General features: G+C 37.7%; 19 protein-coding genes and 2 tRNA genes. 2 read left to right on the top strand and 19 right to left on the bottom strand.

Features of this window, described 5'->3' with window-relative positions; translation table 11 throughout:
* Window positions 1-79: 79 nt before the first annotated feature.
* From hpt to spoIIE, 5 genes are all read right to left on the bottom strand, one after another.
* Window positions 80-619, bottom strand: a complete 540-nt coding sequence (gene hpt, locus MKY06_RS00445) for a hypoxanthine phosphoribosyltransferase (RefSeq protein ID WP_013054884.1) — start codon at window positions 617-619, stop codon at window positions 80-82.
* A 27-nt stretch (window positions 620-646) separates the two neighbouring features.
* Complete coding sequence (tilS, locus tag MKY06_RS00440; protein WP_029325205.1) at window positions 647-2,023, bottom strand: tRNA lysidine(34) synthetase TilS; 1,377 nt, start codon at window positions 2,021-2,023, stop codon at window positions 647-649.
* Between the two features lie 96 nt (window positions 2,024-2,119).
* Entirely contained in the window at window positions 2,120-3,085 is a 966-nt protein-coding gene (locus MKY06_RS00435) for a protein kinase domain-containing protein (protein WP_098449802.1), read from the bottom strand.
* Window positions 3,054-3,794 carry a VWA domain-containing protein gene (locus MKY06_RS00430; RefSeq protein WP_013054881.1) on the bottom strand — a complete coding sequence of 247 codons (741 nt, stop codon included), beginning with the start codon at window positions 3,792-3,794 and terminating at the stop codon, window positions 3,054-3,056. Before MKY06_RS00430 ends, MKY06_RS00435 begins: the two co-directional genes overlap by 32 nt.
* 71 nt (window positions 3,795-3,865) lie before the next feature.
* Window positions 3,866-6,343: a stage II sporulation protein E gene (spoIIE, locus tag MKY06_RS00425; RefSeq protein WP_013054880.1), complete on the bottom strand. Its 2,478-nt coding sequence runs from the start codon at window positions 6,341-6,343 to the stop codon at window positions 3,866-3,868.
* Window positions 6,344-6,655: 312 nt separating this feature from the next.
* Here spoIIE and MKY06_RS00420 point away from each other — a divergent pair.
* Together MKY06_RS00420 and MKY06_RS00415 are read left to right on the top strand one after the other, a co-directional pair.
* Window positions 6,656-6,729: transfer RNA gene (locus MKY06_RS00420), tRNA-Met, on the top strand.
* Window positions 6,730-6,739: 10 nt separating this feature from the next.
* A tRNA-Glu gene (locus tag MKY06_RS00415) sits at window positions 6,740-6,811 on the top strand.
* Between the two features lie 120 nt (window positions 6,812-6,931).
* Here the strand turns inward: MKY06_RS00415 and MKY06_RS00410 are convergent.
* The 14 genes from MKY06_RS00410 to glmU form a co-directional block, all read right to left on the bottom strand.
* The gene (locus MKY06_RS00410) at window positions 6,932-7,399 is read right to left on the bottom strand and encodes a S1 domain-containing RNA-binding protein (protein ID WP_013054879.1); all 468 of its coding nucleotides are present in this window, start codon (window positions 7,397-7,399) and stop codon (window positions 6,932-6,934) included.
* An 88-nt stretch (window positions 7,400-7,487) separates the two neighbouring features.
* Window positions 7,488-7,859, bottom strand: a complete 372-nt coding sequence (locus MKY06_RS00405) for an FtsB family cell division protein (protein ID WP_013054878.1) — start codon at window positions 7,857-7,859, stop codon at window positions 7,488-7,490.
* Between the two features lie 4 nt (window positions 7,860-7,863).
* Window positions 7,864-8,487 carry a spore cortex biosynthesis protein YabQ gene (yabQ, locus tag MKY06_RS00400; protein WP_029325203.1) on the bottom strand — a complete coding sequence of 208 codons (624 nt, stop codon included), beginning with the start codon at window positions 8,485-8,487 and terminating at the stop codon, window positions 7,864-7,866.
* Window positions 8,484-8,789 carry a sporulation protein YabP gene (yabP, locus tag MKY06_RS00395; RefSeq protein ID WP_013054876.1) on the bottom strand — a complete coding sequence of 102 codons (306 nt, stop codon included), beginning with the start codon at window positions 8,787-8,789 and terminating at the stop codon, window positions 8,484-8,486. The genes yabQ and yabP overlap by 4 nt, the downstream gene beginning before the upstream one ends.
* Window positions 8,790-8,888: 99 nt before the next feature.
* Window positions 8,889-9,155, bottom strand: coding sequence for an RNA-binding S4 domain-containing protein (locus MKY06_RS00390; protein ID WP_013054875.1), 267 nt, complete (start codon window positions 9,153-9,155; stop codon window positions 8,889-8,891).
* 20 nt (window positions 9,156-9,175) lie between these two features.
* Window positions 9,176-10,636: a nucleoside triphosphate pyrophosphohydrolase gene (gene mazG, locus MKY06_RS00385; RefSeq protein WP_029325202.1), complete on the bottom strand. Its 1,461-nt coding sequence runs from the start codon at window positions 10,634-10,636 to the stop codon at window positions 9,176-9,178.
* A 4-nt stretch (window positions 10,637-10,640) separates the two neighbouring features.
* The gene (locus MKY06_RS00380) at window positions 10,641-12,254 is read right to left on the bottom strand and encodes a putative polysaccharide biosynthesis protein (protein WP_098278397.1); all 1,614 of its coding nucleotides are present in this window, start codon (window positions 12,252-12,254) and stop codon (window positions 10,641-10,643) included.
* Window positions 12,255-12,483: 229 nt separating this feature from the next.
* Complete coding sequence (gene spoVT, locus MKY06_RS00375; RefSeq protein ID WP_013054872.1) at window positions 12,484-13,020, bottom strand: stage V sporulation protein T; 537 nt, start codon at window positions 13,018-13,020, stop codon at window positions 12,484-12,486.
* Window positions 13,021-13,456: 436 nt separating this feature from the next.
* Window positions 13,457-16,987 carry a transcription-repair coupling factor gene (gene mfd, locus MKY06_RS00370; protein ID WP_098322115.1) on the bottom strand — a complete coding sequence of 1,177 codons (3,531 nt, stop codon included), beginning with the start codon at window positions 16,985-16,987 and terminating at the stop codon, window positions 13,457-13,459.
* A 69-nt stretch (window positions 16,988-17,056) separates the two neighbouring features.
* Entirely contained in the window at window positions 17,057-17,287 is a 231-nt protein-coding gene (locus MKY06_RS00365; protein ID WP_013054869.1) for an anti-sigma-F factor Fin family protein, read from the bottom strand.
* A 59-nt stretch (window positions 17,288-17,346) separates the two neighbouring features.
* A complete protein-coding gene (pth, locus tag MKY06_RS00360; protein WP_013054868.1) occupies window positions 17,347-17,904 on the bottom strand; it encodes an aminoacyl-tRNA hydrolase in 558 nt (185 codons plus the stop codon).
* Between the two features lie 139 nt (window positions 17,905-18,043).
* Window positions 18,044-18,673: a 50S ribosomal protein L25/general stress protein Ctc gene (locus MKY06_RS00355; protein WP_098278399.1), complete on the bottom strand. Its 630-nt coding sequence runs from the start codon at window positions 18,671-18,673 to the stop codon at window positions 18,044-18,046.
* A 187-nt stretch (window positions 18,674-18,860) separates the two neighbouring features.
* Window positions 18,861-19,814, bottom strand: coding sequence for a ribose-phosphate diphosphokinase (locus tag MKY06_RS00350; protein WP_013054866.1), 954 nt, complete (start codon window positions 19,812-19,814; stop codon window positions 18,861-18,863).
* Between the two features lie 18 nt (window positions 19,815-19,832).
* Entirely contained in the window at window positions 19,833-21,212 is a 1,380-nt protein-coding gene (gene glmU / locus MKY06_RS00345; protein WP_025601867.1) for a bifunctional UDP-N-acetylglucosamine diphosphorylase/glucosamine-1-phosphate N-acetyltransferase GlmU, read from the bottom strand.

Genomic DNA, 21,212 nt, shown 5'->3' with positions numbered 1-21,212 from the left:
CACGATAAACAAATACTGTATTCAATACTAACATAGAACATTTATCCTATCCAATAAATTGCACTTGGATATGTGCTTATTAATTGCTGTATACTTGCGGTTTAAGAACCCCAATATACGGCAGGTTACGATATTTTTCTTGATAATCTAATCCATACCCTACTACGAATGCATCAGGTACTTCAAATCCAACGTAATCTGCTTTAATAGATGCTTTACGACCTGTTGGTTTGTCTAAGAGTGTGACAATCTTAATTGACTTAGCTTTACGGTACTTGAATAACTCTACAAGATAGCTAAGCGTTAAGCCGCTGTCGATAATATCCTCTAAGATAAGAATGTCTCGACCTTCAACTGATGTATCTAAATCTTTTAGGATTTTTACTTCACCAGAAGAAACCATCGCATTGCCATAACTTGATACATCCATAAAATCCATTTCTAAATATGTATCAACACGCTTAATTAGATCAGACATAAAAGGCATAGCGCCTTTTAATACACCGATTACCAAGGGAAAACGGTCAGCGTATTCCTCAGATAATAGCTTACCCAATTCTTTTACTTTCTGTTGTATTTCTTCTTCTGAAATCAAAATTTCTTGAATATCCTGCTTCATTCCTTACTTGCCTCCTAGAAGTTTTCGCTACTTATAGTATAAAATAACATATCTGGACTTATGTGTATGCAGTTCATAAGCAGATTTTTTCAAACCAGGTAGCCACAAAATAGTTCCTTGGCTATCTTCCACTACCGGCCAATGATCTCTGAATTGTAAAGGAATTTTTTCATCGATAAAAATATCCTTTACTTTTTTATGTCCCTTCATGCCCTTTACTCGCATTTTATCGCCATTTTTTCGTGTCCTTACCTTTAATGATTGTAAATCGTGAGCTTCATCTAAAAGAAAAACATCGTTTCCTTTTATATCTTCGACTTTATTATGTATTTCACAAATAAGCTGGTGACCATTTGGAAGCTCGACGACCCCTGGAATCGGAACAATAAATTCATATGGCTCGATGTTCCCCTCATTAAAGGTGAAAAGACAGTCGTTGTAAGATCGGATAATGCGCAAACCATTTGGAAAGTCAAGCGTACCAGACGGTTTTTCACTTTCACAAAATCCTACTAACATGTCAATATGCGCTGAGGAAAGGGTTGGAGGAATTTCTTTATAGAGATAGTTTAATATTAGTTGAATACCACGCCTTTGTAAAGGCTTGCGTATCCTTAGAAAACAATCTCTATCAATGAGAATTTCATTTTGCAATTTCTTTCTCATTACTTTATTCATCACACCGGTCGTTAATTCCTCTAAGTATGCTTGATCTTCATGCAAGTTCTCGCTAAATTGTTGAAATTTTTCATGTACAGCTGCGTTTTCTTGCTTTAAAAATGGCAAAACGTAATGACGAAACCGATTTCTTGTGTACGAGTCTTTCTCATTACTCGGATCAATCCGAGGGGTAAGGCCATGTAGCTTACAGTAGCGATTGATTTCTTCTTTCGTTACGGCTAGGAACGGCCTAATAATAAATCCATCCGCATATGGCCGCTTGGGCTGCATCCCTGCGTATCCATTCATCGTACTGCCTCGGACCATTCGCATTAACATCGTTTCAATCTGATCATCTCCGTGATGTCCTAATGCAAGAAGATTTGCTTTGTGCTTCTTCATAACATGAGTAAAGAATGTATAGCGGCATTCTCTGGCTGCTACTTGAGAAGATAACTTTCTTTCCTTCTGATAGGCAGTAACATCAATCTGCTTCGCCTCACATTTAATATTCAATTGTTTGCAGTAGTTCTGCACATATTCCATATCTTGCTGTGACTCTTTGCCCCGGAACATATGATCAACATGAGCAGCAATAATCGTGAGAGATTTTTGCTCTTTCAGACTCCATAAGAAATGCAGCAGTGCTAAAGAATCAGGACCACCAGAAATACCTACAACCACTGTAGAGCCTGCGGATAATAACTGATGTTTTGTCATAAAATTGTTCACTTGCTTTTCCATAGGAATGACTCATCCTTATAATGTACACGCAATAATGTATCATTAATTTACTTTATACGAATGACTATAAGGAAAGTTTCACAATTTCTCCAAACTTTATAGCACTTGAATAAATAGATACAAAATATAAATCAACATTACAGACGTACAAAGTAGTAGCGTCTCTAACATGTGAGAACGCTTCTTCTTTACTTTAACACGAGGGGCAGACGGTTGACGAACGTTTTGAGGCTTTGTTCCCTTACTTTTTGCCCCTCTTCTTTTTTCGACCGATAACACCTCTGTTTTCATTTCTTTAGCTGACTTATACTTTCCCGTAACCGCTTGATACAAAACGTCTCCGAAAGGTTCTAACTGCTTTGTTGTTAATATAAATTGTTTTAATTGTTCAGCTGGTTTGTCTGTTTTATTAATTCGCTTGCCATAAGCTGCGTGAATCAAAACCATAGATACAGCAAACAAATCATAGGTTGGTTCTGCTTTTCGGGAGCCAAGCCCCCAGTGCGCTCGATCATAAAAGTCGGTAAATTCTTTTATTGACCGCCCTTGTAGAGTTGTTCCCCCGACGTCAATCCACCGAACTTTTACGGGGTTAGATGTTACGACCAGGTTTTCTGGTTTTAAATCGCCAAATACCCACCCTTCTTCATGAAGGTTTTCTAAGTCTGTTAAGAGCTGACTTGCAAATACTTGCAGCCATTCTGTCCCTCTTGTTGAGATAAAGGAAAGGAGAGGCTGCCCTTTCACATATTCCATTACATAAAAAGAAAGAGCGTGAGAACCATAGCTCCAATCATCTACATCAAGTAAGCGCGGTCCTAGCACTTTGTCTTTGACTTGAGAGAGCTTTTTTAATACATTCACTTCTGCTGTAACGGACATGTTGGAAAAGCTTATTTTTAACGCCGCTAGCGTTCCGTTTACTAATTGAACTAAATAGACAACTCCAGTTGCCCCCACGCCTAATTTCTCAAGAATTTTATAATGGACGTGATGCCATTTTCCTTGAATTTCTGTTCCCGGAGATAGGTTACATACCTGATTCTTCAATGTATTGTTCATTATTTTTTAACAACCCTCTCAATGAGCGCTTTTTGGTGAAATAATGAGTAGCCTCTTTGATAGCCGGTCCAGTAGGCGTAATACCTCCTGCTGTTAGTTTCGGAAAAATCGTTGAAAGCGACTCTAACCTTGGATTCCAGTCCATTAGCTTCTCTACGTCTTTCTTTTTCCCAGGAAATAAAAAGATTGAAAATTGATTATGCCCCATGCGAGCATTCAAGCTTAACGATAAATCTAACAGCGACTCCTTTACAGTAGGAAGCTTATTTTTCATACTTCCGCTCATGTCAACTAAAATAAGAATCTCTAAGTCAACCGTTTCCCCAAGTTCATCAACAACTTCCATGATTTCTCCTCGCTTCTCAGGAGATAACTCTTCTAATCTTGAATTAGAGGAACCTAGAATTTGCTGAAGTTCTTTATTTACAACGCCTTGAAGTGTTTGCGTCATTGCCTGCCTTGTAACCATTTGAACAGTTTGAGACAGCTGTTTTACGTAAACAATTTGACTCACGCCACCGCCTGACATGGCAATGCCTTCTATTTCATTCGTGCTTTGCTCATCAATTGTGTCCTCTTCCATCACACCAATAACGTTTACACTAATCCCTTGTTCTTTAGCCAGTGCCGCCATTGCTACCGGATCTTCACCTGTATTCGAACCACCGTCCGTAATGACCAACATCTGTTTCAATGTACCTTTTTTCATAAAAAAATCCCCTCCTCATTATCAGTATTAACATGATAGACGAGGAGGAGATAAAATATACTTCTATCTAACTATTGTGCTTTTTTACGATAAGCGTAAGAAGGAATCGATGACCATTTCGGGGTATTGTGCTGAAGTTTTGCCACAACTACCGTCATATCATCTTCAATTAAACCTGATTTTGTTCGAATAACTTCTTCCATAATTAAGTCTGCAATTTCTTGTGGATCGTTTGTTTGAAGCTCGCCAATTTTTCGCTTCATCCACATTTCGTAATTCTCAACGTGTTTCGGTCCTTCAAATACGCCGTCACTCATCATAATTAATAAATCTTCCGCCTTCATTTGTTCATTCACAACATCCACTTCAAATTCTTCAATAATGCCCATTGGCAAATTGCTTGCCTGTATTTTAATCACCTTATCTCCGCGTTTGATGAAGCTTGGCGTAGAACCGATTTTCAAGAAGTTTACATTGGCATCTTGTAAGTCGATCATCGCTAAATCTAACGTAGAAAAGATCTCATCGTTTGTACGCAGCGATAAAATAGAGTTAATCGATTTAATTGCAATTGTCTCTTCTATTCCTGTTTGTAAAATTTGTTTTAACAGCTGAAGCGTTTCGCTGCTTTCATAGTGGGCACGCTCTCCATTCCCCATACCATCGCTAATAGCTAGTGCATATTTACCGGCGTTTAGCTCAATCATGGAGTAGCTGTCACCGGATACAAACCCTCCGCCTTTAGCAGCATGTGCTACGCCTGTATCAACAACGTACGCTTTTGTACAGCCAAACGAAACGTGGCAATAGCCTTGAGGATATTTAGCACATTCTTCGTTCTTTACTACAATACTTTCACCTAAAATATCTGTAAGCATTGGCGCAATAATCTTCTCGCATTCTCCTCTTCCGTGACAATATGGCACCCACATTTCAATATCTACATTTCCAGGTTCTAAGCTATAAATTTCAATTTGATTGATTTCCATCCCAAAGTTACGAAGAGCTTCTAAAATCTGTTCTTCTTGTACATTTAAATTTTCGCGCTCTCGCTTAATTTCTTTTGCAAAATTCCCCATGACTTCAGAAACACCGTGAAGCTGTTCTGCTACAATCCTTCTACTTTCTTGAATTTGGGCTTTTAAGTGCTGATTGGCTTTAAAATACGTAAGTTCATGCTCAATCACATCGATGACTTTTTTCGATTTCACACAATGTTTGTCCATTTCTCGGATTAGTCTTGGATTTTGTTCAAGAGTGCCATTATCAACTTCAAGCATAATTTCCTTCATATATTCATAGGTTGTATCAAACTGCTGTGCCCAACATTGTTCTTTTTTAAAACAAAATTGGCACGTCCTTTCGGTAACGCTGCTTAAGAAATAATCGACTTCTTTATCCGCGCTTGGTTTTTCATCATAAAATCCATTTTGCGTGAAGCTTTTGGAAAGTGCTTGAAAAACATTTGAGAACTGTTCTACGCGATTCGCTGTTACATCTCGGATCTTGCGCACGTACTGCTGTTGTTCAAGCATGTTTTCAGATGTCCCTGGTACGAGTTTACTTAAGTTTTTCAAAACAAAAGATGGGGTTAATAAAAATAGGACAACGGCCGTCAGTGATTCATACAAATTAGTCGTCAATCCTTGATCTGCCTGAGCATATAGGCCAATTAGCAATGAACCAACAACCAGCCCAAGAGCTGCGCCTAGCTTTTTACCGTCTTTTAAAAGTCCTCCAAGCAAGCCTGAAAAAGCGAGTAAACTCATTTCGTACAAACTAGAAACATTCGCGAAACTTAAAATTAAACCGGTTACGACCCCTACCGTAGCTCCTATCGTGGGGCCAGATACAAACGCAAAAACTAATACTAAGTAACGAGATAATATATGTTCGGCCGAAAGCCCGTAAATCATCCACCCTATTGTCCCCGTCATAACAGATGCCAACAAAATAATTAGAGAAATCACTTCTTCTGTTTTTAATGATTGTTTTCGCTTTCGGTATGAAATTAAAGGCACGCTTTGTAAGAAAATCATTGTTAAGATAAAGCTCAACCCTGCTTCTACTGCCACAAATGTAAAATCATACATGGTGAATTCCTTGGTAAACACATAAAAAATAGTTAGTTTTGTAAGTAACATCGCGCTAAATACAGTGAACGGCAGCTTCTTTAACGGATCCATTGTCAGTATGCCGCTAAATCGATGAATTAGTAAGAAAACAAATAGTGTAGCAAATACGGTACCTCCATTTTGAATGGAAACACTAAATGCCCCTGCCAATACGGCTAAACTTGCTAGCGGTGCTTTTTCTTTCTTTATAGCCATTACAGCTGCAAAGAATGGCAAAGCAAATGGCATGATTTTCATTAAAATTAACGCTCGTCCTAATAAAAAACCTACGACTAGCAGCAACAATCCCCATTGAAATAACACCTTTTCCGTTTTCATACCCGCCTTTGTAAACACACGGGACATTTCTAATCTAGTTCGGTTAAATACCGCCTCTGTTGTTGGACTTGCAAAATCTCTTTCCGTCTTTTGCATTCTCCCACCACCCGCTAATTATACTTATTCATTATTATATCGCGGCGAAAGGTGAAATTTTGTCAAACGGACTAGCAAAATACCTATAATCGTTCGACTATTTTCTAGTATTATATTGAAAACTATACAAAAAGATGTACAATCTTACATGGCAATTTAAAAAATATCAGAGATACTGTTTGCCTCAGAGAAAGCCTATGCTCATCATGCTTTTTTAAAAGCAAATAAAAGTCTATAAAAATAACAAAAAAGTTATTGACAATAACCCTGCTTTTTTATATTATTATAAATGTCTTTTAGAGAACGTATAATGGCGGTGTAGCTCAGCTGGCTAGAGCGTACGGTTCATACCCGTGAGGTCGGGGGTTCGATCCCCTCCGCCGCTACTCGAATAACGGCCCGTTGGTCAAGCGGTTAAGACACCGCCCTTTCACGGCGGTAACACGGGTTCGAATCCCGTACGGGTCATCAAAAAGCATGTACAACAGTACATGCTTTTTTTCTACTCTTTTTTACATATAAAAAAAGCACCTTTTAAATAAAAGGTACTTTCCAAAAACTCGCTATCTATTTGATATAAGCAGCAAGTTAACCGCGTTTTGCACCGCGTCCACCGCGTTTTGATTCGGTATGGCGTTTTAGGGAAGATAAACGTTCTTCACTGTCTTTTAAGAAACGATTCATTTTTTGTTCGAATGTTTCTTTTGTACGGAAATCATTACCGCCACCACGATTATTATTACGTTGTGGGCGTGAATCACGTGGACGGTCTGAGCGTGGCGCTCTTGCAGGACGCTCTGGTCTTTCTGGACGTTCTGGTTTGTCTACCGCTTTCTTAATTGAAAGACCAATTTTACCATCTTTCTCAACGTTAATTACTTTGACTTCAACTTCGTCGCCCACTTTTAAATGGTCGTTAATGTCCTTTACGTAATTATCAGCTACTTCACTGATATGAACCAAGCCTGTTGAACCTCCTGGTAACTCAACAAAAGCTCCAAAGTTCGTAATACCTGTTACCTTTCCCTGTAACTTGCTGCCTACTTCGATTGACATAAAAAAAATGCTCCTCCTTAAATGATAAAAGAAATCAATTTATTATATTATACAAAAAGCAAAAATACACTGTCAACGAACCATACGTTTAGTCTTTTTTTACATTAAAGATAATTTCCCCGTCTTCTGATAAAAAATAATCTCTGCGGGCAATCTTTTTAATATAATCATCGTCATTTAACTTGACGATTTCACCTTTTAACTGTTTTTGCTTGCTTTGTAATTTTGTCAGCTGCTGTTCTAATTTCACCTTCTCAGCTTTTTTGTTCTCAATAGCTGAGGTTTGCGTAATTAAAGCTGATACCATCAATCCACCAATGATTAAGGCCAACACTCCGAAAACAGTCAAACGCCTAATTAAACCGATACGCTTTCGATCTGTATTTTGTTTAATTTGCTCTTGTTTATGGCTATAATCAGTATTTAACTTCGCGACCTTTTTTTTTCGTACCGCACTCATTGAATTAGTCGTCCCCCTTGTTTTTTAAAGTGTTCACCCATGCAACGATTCTCATTATCATATTCTTTGCACGATTGTAAATTCCTTCTATATACCGAAAACCCATATGTAAAAATCGTTTTACAGGTTTAGGCATCATTCTCCAAAATACGAAAAGAACCCACCTGGTCGGTACGTAAATAAGCTTTAGACAGAATACGAGCAGCTTATGAACAGCTCGGTAGATCCCTAAAGCGACTACAACTAAAATATGAATAAAGAAGCGGATAGGCTTGACCAAAAAAATATTACTAAGCGTTAAAACACCTCGATATAAACTTAATACGCTCGAGACAGTAAATGTTAATACTTTTAAATACAGTGATTGAAATAAGCTTTGATACGCGGCAAAGCCGCAAAACAAAGCAAGAAATGCATACAAACGCAGTTCTCCTTCATTCACTAAAAACAACACATAAAAAATGAGAAGAGCTTGCACCATCCAAAACAATACGTCATTCACAAATACAAACCATGGGCGTGATTTAGAGCGATTAACAAAGTAACGATAAGTATCGAGAGAAGCACCTAAACCGCTTCCCATCGATACCATCGCAAGCATTGTATAGAGCTGAATGTTTAAACTCATCGAAACAACTTACTAAAGAATCCTTTAGCCTTCTCCGATTGGTTCTCATCTAAGTAAACTATATCAAAGATTTTTCCTTTTATCGATACAATTCCTTGATCAACGTCTAAATTTTTCATTTGCAGATTTTGCCCTCTAACTGACAAGAAACCCATCACTGTTTCAAGTAAAAATTCCTCATTGTCAAAGCTCTCTACCTGCTTCACACCCGTGATATCTAAGAGACGCCGACCCTTCATCACTAAATCATGATTTGGAGTATGGTCTTTGTTTGAATTGCTTGTTTCGTAAAATTGGCTCATATCTTCATCCCCACCTCATTCATTAAGAGCATTCGCTCTTGTTATCTGTTGTTTAAAACATATGAATGAGAAAGGTGATTTAGAACAAGCCTTCATCAGTTATACTTCAGATGAAATACGCTCTTCTTTGACAATTGAGTACAAATTAGCTGCTTCTTCTTTTTTAGCTGCTTCTTGAAGAGCCTCTATTTTAACGGTAATTTTCTTCGTGCCAAATGTGATCGCTAATTCATCTCCTACTTTCACATTTGTGCTTGCTTTTGCAACGATTCCATTAATGGTAATACGGCCCTTGTCTGATACTTCTTTTGCTAATGTACGGCGCTTAATTAAACGTGATACTTTTAAAAATTTATCTAACCTCATAATTCCCTCACCTTTCTGTTTTACAAACCTGTTTTTTTTGCTTCTTCCCAAAATTCATCTAACTCTTCTAACGAAAAAGATTCAAATGGTTTTTCAGAAGCTCTCACTTTTTCTTCAATATATTGAAATCGATTTAAAAATTTTGTATTCGTTTTGGCTAATGCAGCTTCAGAGTCGATTTTATAGAATCTTGCAATATTCACTAAAGCAAATAAAATATCTCCAAATTCATCGCTCATTTTTTCTTTATCAGCATGCTGTACTTCCTCTTGGAATTCAGCAAGTTCTTCCTGTACTTTTTCCCACATTGGTTCAACTTCTGACCAATCGAAACCAACTTTTGCAGCTTGTTTTTGGTATCCATGCGCTTTCATTAAAGAAGGCATAGCCCCAGGTACAGAAGCTAACAGAGAAGAAGGTTCCTCTCCTTTTTCTTCTTTTTTGATTTCATCCCAATTTTTTAAGACCTCGTCTGCATCATTTACGCTTACTTCACCAAATACATGCGGATGGCGCCTTACCATTTTCTCTGCAACACTGCGAATGACATCATCAATTGAAAACATTCCTTCATCTTCACCGATTTGTGCATGAAGCAATACCTGTAGCAATACATCACCAAGCTCTTCAATCATATTATCGTCATCTTGACGGTCAATTGCATCTAATAACTCATAAGACTCTTCTAACAAATAGCGCTTGAGCGATTCATGCGTTTGTTTTTGATCCCAAGGACATCCGTTTGGTCCTCTGAGCGTGGCAATAATCCTTCTGAATGCGTCAAATTGATGGTATAAAATTGTTTCATCTGCTACTGGAGGGACATAAATAGTCGTTAAGTTATTGAGCGACATTTCTCTATCCAATTCATACAGCTTGACCGGCTGGATTTTTTCTTCGCTGCTTCCCGCTGCTGTTACAATGTAAACGAGGTAATCATCAGGAACATGTTCCATCAGCGTTAGCTTTACCTCTGAGGCAACGAACTGATCGTACACTTGAGCAATTAGAACATGACCGGTTAACTCTATTTCGCTTCGCTTTAAATCTGTTCCGTCTAGTAGCTGAAACCCTTCGATAGGATCGATCTTTAGCGCACCAAAAATTGGGTCTAAGAAGCTTTGTCCTCCTTTAATTTCAACAGGAATGCCTCGTTCTTTTCCTTTTTGTAAAAGTAATTGAACCGTACGTTCTGCCACTAAAGGGTGCCCGGGAACGGCATACACTACTTCTTCTATTGAAGCTTTATCGATTAAATCATTTGATATATGTTCATATACCTGTTCAAATGCATCATAAGATTCGTATACGTCATCATAGGATACATACGTCAAGCCTTCACTTTCTAATTCTTTGATTACAGGATGTTCTTTTGTGCGCATATAAATATGCTTTTCCTGCTGTAGCAAGCGATAAATGCCTACAGGTAGCTGTTCTAAATCGCCTGCTCCTAAACCAATAACTGTTACTTTACCTGTCATTGCTTCACCTTCTTAATTTATTTTTTAATACGTATTTAGCTAAAACACTTCCCATTGGAAGTAAACGTAATTCTTCTTCGGTAAAAATATTTTGTTTCATAATGATAAACAAATAAAACAAACTGCCTATTAAAACACCAGCTCCTGTTTCAACCACTTGTTTGCTTGTATCTAAACCATTAGACCATGCAAAGTGATGTAAACAAAATAAATAGCTTTGCAAAAGAACGACCATTGCTATGCCCGTTATAAAAATACCTCCACTCGCCTTTTTCGGAACAAGAAGTACAGCTAGCTTTTTATACAGACAAAATAGATTGATTGCTGCAACGATAGCGAATCCAGTTGAGGAAGCAATGGCTGCTCCTATGGTTTGAAAATCTGGTATTAGCCAAAGATTCAATATCAGTTTGACTGCCATGCCAGCGATGACGGCTATTACAGGCGCGAAAACAGCGCCCATCCCCTGCAGCACAGCTCCAGCAGTTGCTGCTACTGTTGTAAATATAACTAACAAGCTCAAAATTTGTAAAACGTCCGTTCCGTGGGAGTCACCGTATAAAAGCATATTAATGGGTTTCATCAGCGCAATCAAGCCAAAAGCTGCTCCAACTCCGACTACAAGCGATAGACGGAGAGACAGCTGAACTTTTTCAACCACAAATGACAGGTTCTTTTTCGCAATGGCTGAAGAAATAACAGGTACAAGCGAAAGCGAAAAAGCTGTACCTACTACTGTACCTAATTGAATCAACGGAAGACCACGGTCGTAAATACCTTTTAAAATTTGTGCTGCTTCTTCAGCCATGCCGTGCGCCGTTAGACTAGAATATAAAGTAAAGGAGTCAATAAGCTGGATAAACAGCAGACCCATACCGCTAATACAAATTAATAAGCCTTGAATAACAAGGATTTTAAATATTCTCTTGATGTCTGCTTTTTTTATGCGTTGAAATACTCCCTTAGAATTTGTCTTTGTTCTAAAAACAAATAAAAATAAAATAACAAGGGATGTTATACCGCCTGTTATAGAACCAAAAATAGCTCCCGCCCCTGCAGTATATAAATCATAACCATGTTGGATCAAGAAAATAGACAGATACAAAATAGTCCCTACCCGTACAACTTGTTCTGCAATTTGAGACAACGCTGTAGGAAACATATTATGTAACCCTTGATAATAACCACGAATAACAGCAATAAACGGAATAAGTAAAAAGGAAAATGAAATAATTTGAATGAGAACTGTTAACTTACGATCTCCCATCCATTCGGCAATCGTTTCTGCGAAAATATATTCGAACGCAAATATCGTGCAGCCTACTATAAATAAAAAAGCAAACGAAACTTGAAGTATTCCTCGGATTTCCTTTCTCCGATTTGTTACCGCATACTCAGCTACTAACTTTGAAATAATTACAGGGAAACCATATGTACCTAGCTGTAGCGCAATTCCATATAGCGGATAAACTTGCTGATAGATATAAAACCCTATATCTCCCGCGATATGGTGATATGGAATACGATAAGTGGCACTTAAGATTTTCGTAAATAAACCTGCGAGCGTTAAAATAACGGCGCCGTTAAAAATAGAATAGAGCTTTGATTGTTTCTGCATTCCTACACCTTTCACCTGCAGCTTGTAATGATATGAACAACTCTTTTTATTAGCCTCTAACCGCAATAGAATAGAGCTTTGTTCTTATAAAACATCCTGCACTTTCCAATAAATAAAATACCGTACCATTATATCATGTTCTCTTTATTTCTAAGGTAAGACAGCATGAAAAAAGGCAGCAGAAACTGCTACCTTTTCAGTAAATAATGTAAAATAAAGATAATTACGCTTACTGCTCCATTTGACGAGATAAGAAGCTAGCTGCTGTTTCGGCTGCTTTATGCTCTACTTCACCAAGAGACTTATCTTTTGAGAAAATGACAACAGCTCCAATCGGATCTCCATTTGCAATAATCGGACCGATTGTGTAAGAAGAAATATTTTCTTCGTATCCATCGACAAATTCCAGGTTTTTCCCATCAGTTACTAAAGAAGAACTGCGGCTTTCCATAACAGATTCCACTAACGAACTAATGTTTTTATTTAAGTATTCTTTTTTAGAACTTCCTGCTACCGCAATAAATACATCGCGGTCACAAATAAGTACAGGATGACCTAAGCTATCGTATAGCGCTTCGCCATACTCTTTTGCAAAGTCTCCTAATTCACTAATTGGCGAATATTTCTTTAAAATAACTTCTCCATCGCGATCGACGAAAATCTCTAGCGGATCTCCCTCTCGGATACGAAGCGTTCTTCTAATTTCTTTTGGAATCACAACGCGACCCAAATCATCAATACGACGAACAATACCTGTTGCTTTCATTCATTGAAGCCTCTCTTTCATATGATGATTAAAATAGTTGGTGAATATCACTGATGGCTATATGATAAAAGGTTCACCTTTGTTGAGGTTAGTATTCTTCACTCTACAACTTCTATTCACCAACCATCTCTTTTTTTGTTAAAAAGTGTGCTTTTATTAAAAAAATGTCCAAAAAACCGCCAAAACATGGGGATTTGGATATTTTTATTTGACTATACAAAAGAGGCTGAGACATAACTAAACCTATCTCGCCTAAAGACGAACAAATAGGAGAAATGAGGTGAACCGCTTGAGACACCAGCTAGAAGCAGCCACATACATGAAACCTGCGTTCACCATATCAATAAAAAAATCCGAACGAGTTGGATTCTTTATCAAGAACCTCAATTCATCGTTCGGATTTTCCTTTAACTAAAATACTTTTGTCTTGCCTGTTTTAATTCGTAACTTGTTCTTTTTTAACAGTGGCTACTCCTTTTACTAACTGATACACAATATTGAGCCATTCTTTTTGAGCAAGTCCTTTTACATTAACCACTAATTTTACTTTCTTGCCTTCCATACCTAAGCTGACCATTCTGCCAAATTGATCACCTAGCATGAATAATTTTTGGCCGTCTACCGTTGAGCTCGCTTCTTCAGACAGCAGAATAGAAATTTCTTGTTTTGACTGAAGAATAGATTCTACTAAGTTCTGCGTTGCATATACTTTTGTTTCAGCTACTTTAAACAAATACTCAACCTCAGCCGGATACTCTCCAAAACGATCAATCATTTCATCCTGCAATTCTTGAATATCCTCTAGTCCTTCAATTCCTCTAAAGCGCTTATACATCTCAATTTTCAAGCGGCCGTCTGTAATGTACTGATCAGGAATATACGCGTCTAAATCCAGATTCATTTCCACATTAAATTTTACACTTTCTCCGTCAGACCCGCGTCTTTCCTCTATCGCTTCTTTAAGCATTTGTGAGTAGAGATCGAAACCGACAGAATCGATAAATCCATGCTGCTGAGCACCCAGTAAGTTTCCGGCACCACGTATTGAAAGATCACGCATAGCAATTTTAAAACCAGAACCTAATTCGGTGAATTCTTTAATAGCTTGCAGACGCTTTTCAGCTACTTCTGTCAGTACTTTGTCTTTGTGATACGTAAAGTACGCATATGCCACGCGATTTGAACGACCTACACGCCCTCTTAATTGATACAGTTGTGATAATCCCATCTTATCAGCATTATTGACAATAAGCGTATTTACATTGGGAATATCTACTCCTGTTTCAATAATGGTTGTACTCACAATCACGTCATATTCGCCTTCTAAAAAGCTTAAGATAACCGCTTCGAGTTCGGTTTCATTCATTTTTCCGTGGGCATACGTTACCCTAGCATCAGGCACGAGCATCGAAATTTCTTCTGCTTTTCGTTCAATATCTTCTACGCGATTATATAAAAAGTAAACTTGGCCATCACGCGCTAACTCACGCTCAATCGCTTCACGAACTAAAACCGGATTATACTCCACTACATATGTTTGAACCGGAAAACGATTTTCAGGCGGCGTTTCAATAACAGACAAATCCCTTACGCCCAGCATAGACATATGTAATGTTCGTGGAATAGGTGTTGCTGTGAGTGTAAGGACATCAACGTTTGCTTTCATTTGCTTGATTTTTTCCTTGTGCGTTACACCAAAACGCTGCTCTTCATCGATAACTAACAATCCTAAATCTTTATAAATCACGTCTTTAGATAGTAAACGATGTGTACCAATCACTACATCTACGGTCCCGTTTTTTAGCCCTTTAATTGTTTCTTGCTGCTGTTTACGGCTGCGAAAGCGGCTCAATAGCCCAATGTTGATTGGATAGTCTTGAAAACGCTCACGGATGGTTTCATAGTGCTGCTGAGCTAAAATAGTGGTTGGCACTAAAATAGCCACTTGTTTTCCATCTGTCACAGCTTTAAACGCAGCACGAATGGCTACTTCTGTTTTTCCATATCCAACGTCTCCACAAAGCAGACGATCCATTGGTCTTTCATGTTCCATATCCTTTTTAATTTCTTGTACAGAACGAAGCTGATCTTCGGTTTCTTGATAAGGGAAAGCTGTTTCAAATTCTCTCTGTAAATCGCCATCTGGGGAAAATGCATAACCTTTACTTGCTTCACGCTCTGCATACAGTTTAATTAAGTCATCAGCGATGTCTTGAACAGAAGACTCAACTTTTCGTTTCACTTTCTTCCAATCATTTCCGCCAAGTTTATATACTTTTGGCTCTTTCCCTTCAGAGCCTACATATTTTTGTACTTGATCAATCTGTTCAACAGGAACGTACAGCTTGTCAGAGCCTTCATATTTGATATGGATATAATCTTTATGATTACCGTTAATCTCTAACGTTTCCATTCCTAAATAACGGCCAATACCGTGGTTCACGTGAACGACATAGTCACCTACGTTTAACTCTGAATAGCTTTTAATACGCTCTGCATTGGAAAGCTTTTGACGACGCTTTGATTTCTTTACCCGTTTTTTAAACAATTCTTCCTCGGTTAAAACAGCTAATTTTTGCATCGGCAGTTCAAAGCCCATTTGTAAATCGCCTTCAATAATTTGAACAAGACCTGGCACAAGCTGACCATTTCCATCTAAAATAGATGAATCAATATCATAATCTGCTAGCACACCTTCGAGTTTTTTCACGCGCTCTTTATCTGCTCCTAAGAGGACTACCGTATAATTAGCATTTTTCCAACGTTCAATTTCATTTTTTAATAAGTTCATTTGGCCGTAAAACTGCTGCATCTGCTTACATGAAATATTAATAATATTTTGCGGACTCGTATACGATACGTGCTTCAAAAATAACGATAAGTATAAAAACTGATGTTTTGCTCGCTGAATAAGAGATGGGAGCTTATGAGATAATTGAACGTCTCGAACAATTTGCCCCTGTCCTAATAATTCTGTTATCCATTCAGCTTCCTCTGTTTCAAGCTGATCAGACGTTTCTTGAATTCGAGTTGTCTCATCAAAGATGACAAGGCCGTCTTCTGGTAAATAATCTAGTAAACTAGCAGGCGATTCGTAGAAGAATGATAAATACTTGAACATATTTTCAAGAAGTTGACCTTGACGCAGCTGTTCAATTTCACCTTTAATATTTTCTGTTAAGGTAGCTTTTAGCGCTGCGTTTTTCACTTGTTGCAGCGTCGAAGCCAGCTGTGCTTCTAGTTCTTCAATTCCTTGGGCCACTTCATTTCGGTTCACAATGATTTCCGTAGCAGGGCCGATTGAAATTTCTTTTAACTGCTCTTGAGAGCGTTGATCCTCGATTGTAAAAGTACGAATGGAATCAATCTCCGTATCAAATAGTTCAATTCGGACAGGTAGCTCTTCTGTTAACGGATAAATGTCAATGATTCCTCCGCGCACACTAAACTCACCCGGAGCTGAAACCATCGATGCCCGCTCATAACCCAACTCAACTAACCTTTTTAAATAATGATCAACGTCGATGTCAATTCCCATTTGAAACGGCAGCTGCGTTTGCTCCCATCTTGCTTTAGGAGGCAGCAGCTTTCGAATTCCTGCAAGCGGTGTTACAACTACTCCACCTGTATGTTGACTCCAATAATTGAGTACTTCAATTCGCTGAGCCTTTAATTCTGGACTTGCAATCCCCACTTCTGTAGCAACTAAATCGTTAACAGGGTATAAGAAAACGTCTTTTTCCGGTAAAAGATGCAAAAGGTCTTCATACACTTTTTGAGCTTGATATAAATTATGAGTCACTACTAATAAGGGGTATTTTTTATCCTCATTTAAGAGTGCCATTAATACAGATCGAGCTGAACCGGAAATTCCCGTTACTAACTGTTCTTTCAAACCTTCTTCTAAACTGCTGACAACAGCTCCAATTTCTTTATTTTCTTCAAATTGCTGTCTAATCCCTCGCAAAGGAATTCCCTCCTCCCATGATATGTCTAAACTAAACAGAAAAACGCTTTGGTTTGAGACCAAAGCTTTTTATTGTATAAATGTTTCGTACTGATGATAGTCTGGATTTCGTTCTAGCGCTTCTTGACAGTCTTCACAAATAATTTTAACCACGATATCTCCACTATTATGGTAGTGAATAAAGTCTTTTCGTTCATCTGCGGTTAGGTGATTAAAACCGAGTGCTTCTGTATTGTGAGCTGTCTTTTCTATCATACCGACTTTTGCGCCACAATGTCTACAGAAATAATGAATAGACATACAAATCCTCCCAAATCTTTTAGTGTTAGTATGGACGATTGAGAGAAATTTTATTCTACTTAATTATAGCGATTCATTACTTCTAAGAACGTTTTACCTAAAAAATCTTCACTCGCGTGTACAGACGTTTTCATCGCTTCTTCCATATGAACCATTTCATCTTCTGTAAAGCGCCCTAGTACGTAATCAACTACTTTCATACCGTTTTTCGGACGATCAATTCCAATACGAATTCGGTTAAACTCTTGGGTTTTTAAATGCTGAATAATTGATTTTATTCCGTTATGGCCGCCCGGACTTCCTTTTGTACGCAATCTTACTTTTCCGCACGGTAAATCTAAGTCATCGTAAATAACAAGCAAGTCTTCGACGTCTATATCAAAATAGTCCATTAACGGGCGAATACTTTCTCCTGATAAATTCATATATGTTAGAGGCTTTAATAATATGACTTTTTCTCCTTTTATTATACCTGTTCCATATATTCCGTTAAACTTTGTTTTATCTAATGAAATCATAAACTGTTCAGCAATTTTATCAATTGCCATAAATCCTATGTTATGACGAGTACGGTCATATTCTTTTCCAGGATTTCCTAAACCAACGATTAATTTCAAAATAGATACTCCTTTCCACTCTATGTAAGTTGTACATAATAGGTAAATGTCTTTAATGTTTTACATTACTATATAGTATCACTTTTATTATAATCAATTCACACAAAAAGACGTAACCTTTTGGTTACGTCTTTTTATATTATTCTTCGTTATCTTTTTCTTTTGTTGCTTCAACATCGCCTTCAGCATCCTGAACTTCGCCGCTGTCCGGCTCTTCTTCCTGTTGAGGAGGTAGTACAGAAGCAACTGTATCTTGTGCATCATGCGTAATTTTTAGCTTTTTATCTACCTTAATATCCGCTACTGTGATTGTATCATTAATTCCTAAACCTGATACATCTACATCAATAGATGATGGGATATCTTGAGGCAAGCCTTTTAATGAAATTTCATGTAGGGACTGCTGTAATACGCCGCCTTCTTTTGTTCCTTTTGCTTCTCCTACTAGAGATAAAGAAACTTCAGTATCAATTTCTTTCTTCATGTCGACCACTTGGAAATCGGCGTGGACAATTTCGTTTTTTAATGGATCGGTTTGAATATCATGTAACATTACGGAATATTTTTGCTTATCCACTTGTAATGTTAACACTCCATTGCGTCCTGCTTCACGAATAGTCTTAATAAAATCAGCACTGTTTAAGTAAATAGGTGTGGATTCTGTTTTATTTCCGTAAACAACCGCTGGGAAGTTTCCTTCGTCGCGAATCTTTCTATTTGTAGAATTTTTGAAATCCGTTCTTTTATTTGCTTGAATTGAAATACTCATTTTATTCACCTTCCAGTATGTTTTCTACTTAAAATGTACCCTTTTTAGAAGGTTGCTAAACATGAAACCCAGTTTGAACAGTAATATATCTTTGGTCATTCCGTCCAAAGCGCTTTAAAATCAAGGGTTAGCACATTTAAATTTTTTTCAAAAAAACCTCTTTCCAAATGGAAAGAGGTTCTATTTATCAATCAAATAATGTACTAACTGATTGCTCTTCGTGAACACGAATAATCGCTTCACCGATTAACGGAGCTACTGAAAGTTCTGTTACTTTATCAATTTTCTTATCTTCTGTTAAAGCAATAGAGTTTGTTACAGCTAGCTCTTTGATTGTAGAGTTTTGAATACGCTCAATCGCAGGGCCTGAAAGCACTGGGTGTGTACAACAAGCATATACTTCTTTTGCACCTGCTTCAATTAATGCACTTGCACCAATTGTAATTGTACCAGCTGTATCAATCATGTCATCAATCAAGATTGCTGTTTTTCCTTCCACTTGTCCAACAATGTTCATAACTTCTGCTACGTTTGGACGTGGGCGACGTTTGTCAATGATAGCGATCGGCGCTTTTAGACGTTCCGCTAAACGGCGAGCACGCGTTACGCCACCGTGGTCCGGAGATACAACAACAACGTCATCAAGGTTTTTACTCTTGAAGTATTCACCTAAAATTGGAACACCTACTAAATGGTCAATTGGAATATCGAAGAAACCTTGAATTTGAGGAGCATGTAAATCTAATGTGATAATACGAGTAGCTCCCGCTTTTTCAATGATATTTGCTGCTAATTTGGCAGTGATTGGTTCACGTGCACGAGCTTTACGATCCTGACGAGCATAGCCATAGTAAGGCATAACGATGTTAATTGTTTTAGCTGATGCACGTTTTAATGCATCAATCATAATTAATAATTCCATTAAGTGTTCGTTAACTGGAGCACTTGTTGATTGAATGATAAATACATCACAACCACGGATACTTTCTTCAATGTTAATTTGAATTTCACCGTCACTGAAACGATCAACCGAACATTTACCTAATTCCACACCAATTACTTTTGCGATCTCTTCAGCTAAAGCCTTGTTTGAATTTAGCGTAAATAACTTTAAATTTTCATCAGCATATACATTTGACATTTTATTGTGAAACCTCCGTCAGGATTTTTTATTAATATCAAGCTTTTCAGCATAGTTTTCTTTATTTACTTGTTTCGCACGAGCAATTGATAATGCTTTTCTTGGCACATCATCCGTTACGGTTGAACCAGCTGCAACATAGGCGCCTTCACCAATTGTTACAGGTGCAATTAAGTTTGAGTTACATCCTACGAATGCCCCATCTTCAATCTTTGTTAAAAATTTATTTTTCCCATCGTAGTTAACTGTAATAGATCCGCACCCTAAGTTTACACCTTTTCCGACCTCTGCGTCTCCAATATAACTTAAATGAGAAGCTTTGCTACCTTTGCCAAAAGATGCTTTTTTAATTTCTACAAAGTTTCCTACGCGCACTTCATCTCCAATTAATGATTGAGGACGAATATGTGCAAATGGGCCAATTGTGACTTCGTGACCAATTTCACTATCGTGAGCAACAGAATGGCGAATAGAAGTATTATTACCTATTTTGCAGTCTTTAATTTCACTGTTAGGTCCTACTTCACAATTCTCTCCAATTACAACTGTTCCTTGAATAACCGTACCAGGATAAATAAACGTATCTCTGCCAATGACAGCATCTGCTGAAATGTACGTGTTAGAAGGATCCACAATCGTCACTCCATTTAACATATGCTGCTTGTTGATGCGCTTTTTCATTGTTTCTTCTGCTTGAGACAGAGCAAATCGATCATTAACGCCCAATGTTTCAGCAAAATCGGATGTTTGATATGCAGAAATAATTTGACCTTCATTTTTTAGAATTTCGATAACATCAGGTAAATAATACTCTCCCTGTACATTATCATTTGAAACTTTTGAAAGTGTCTCAAATAATTTCTCATTATCAAAACAATACGTACCAGTATTAATTTCCTGTACAAGACGCTCTTGTTCCGTGGCATCTTTATGCTCAACAATCTTTTCAACAGAACCTTGTTCATTTCGAATGATGCGTCCATATCCTGTTGGATCTTCTGCATGAGCTGTTAAAATAGTTGCCATTGCATTTGTTGCTTCATGATGCTTTAATAAAGATTCAATTGTTTCAGCTGTAATAAGCGGAGTATCTCCACATACAACAATTGTCGTACCTTTTTCATGTGCAAGTAAAGATTCTGCTTGCATTACTGCATGAGCTGTTCCTAACTGCTCTTCTTGTAAAGCAAATAAGCTTTTATCTCCAACATGTGATTTCACTTTTTCGGCACCGTGACCTACAACTGTAATTAAATTTGTTAAATCCAAACGTGATAACTGATCAATTACGTGTTGCACCATCGGTTTGCCACACACAGGGTGTAACACTTTATATAAAGATGACTTCATACGTGTACCCTGACCAGCTGCCAATATGACTGCATATCTTTTTGACAT

It is taken from the genome of Priestia sp. FSL P4-0332, assembly GCF_038005845.1.
GTDB lineage: Bacteria > Bacillota > Bacilli > Bacillales > Bacillaceae_H > Priestia.
Note: the sequence above shows the minus strand (reverse complement) of the source record. Positions and strands in the feature narration are given on the sequence as shown.

Coding starts and splice junctions, on each gene's coding strand:
- MKY06_RS00410 (WP_013054879.1), bottom strand. CDS start 7,399: ATGTCAATCGAAGTAGGCAGCAAGTTACAGGGAAAGGTAACAGGTATT.
- MKY06_RS00430 (WP_013054881.1), bottom strand. CDS start 3,794: ATGAAAAAAGGTACATTGAAACAGATGTTGGTCATTACGGACGGTGGT.
- MKY06_RS00365 (WP_013054869.1), bottom strand. CDS start 17,287: ATGTCTATTCATTATTTCTGTAGACATTGTGGCGCAAAAGTCGGTATG.
- yabQ (WP_029325203.1), bottom strand. CDS start 8,487: ATGAGTTTAAACATTCAGCTCTATACAATGCTTGCGATGGTATCGATG.
- glmU (WP_025601867.1), bottom strand. CDS start 21,212: ATGTCAAAAAGATATGCAGTCATATTGGCAGCTGGTCAGGGTACACGT.
- yabP (WP_013054876.1), bottom strand. CDS start 8,789: ATGAGCCAATTTTACGAAACAAGCAATTCAAACAAAGACCATACTCCA.
- MKY06_RS00355 (WP_098278399.1), bottom strand. CDS start 18,673: ATGAGTATTTCAATTCAAGCAAATAAAAGAACGGATTTCAAAAATTCT.
- spoIIE (WP_013054880.1), bottom strand. CDS start 6,343: ATGCAAAAGACGGAAAGAGATTTTGCAAGTCCAACAACAGAGGCGGTA.
- MKY06_RS00405 (WP_013054878.1), bottom strand. CDS start 7,859: ATGAGTGCGGTACGAAAAAAAAAGGTCGCGAAGTTAAATACTGATTAT.
- mazG (WP_029325202.1), bottom strand. CDS start 10,636: ATGACAGGTAAAGTAACAGTTATTGGTTTAGGAGCAGGCGATTTAGAA.
- MKY06_RS00380 (WP_098278397.1), bottom strand. CDS start 12,254: ATGCAGAAACAATCAAAGCTCTATTCTATTTTTAACGGCGCCGTTATT.
- MKY06_RS00435 (WP_098449802.1), bottom strand. CDS start 3,085: ATGAACAATACATTGAAGAATCAGGTATGTAACCTATCTCCGGGAACA.
- hpt (WP_013054884.1), bottom strand. CDS start 619: ATGAAGCAGGATATTCAAGAAATTTTGATTTCAGAAGAAGAAATACAA.
- tilS (WP_029325205.1), bottom strand. CDS start 2,023: ATGGAAAAGCAAGTGAACAATTTTATGACAAAACATCAGTTATTATCC.
- spoVT (WP_013054872.1), bottom strand. CDS start 13,020: ATGAAAGCAACAGGTATTGTTCGTCGTATTGATGATTTGGGTCGCGTT.
- MKY06_RS00350 (WP_013054866.1), bottom strand. CDS start 19,814: ATGTCAAATGTATATGCTGATGAAAATTTAAAGTTATTTACGCTAAAT.
- MKY06_RS00390 (WP_013054875.1), bottom strand. CDS start 9,155: ATGAGGTTAGATAAATTTTTAAAAGTATCACGTTTAATTAAGCGCCGT.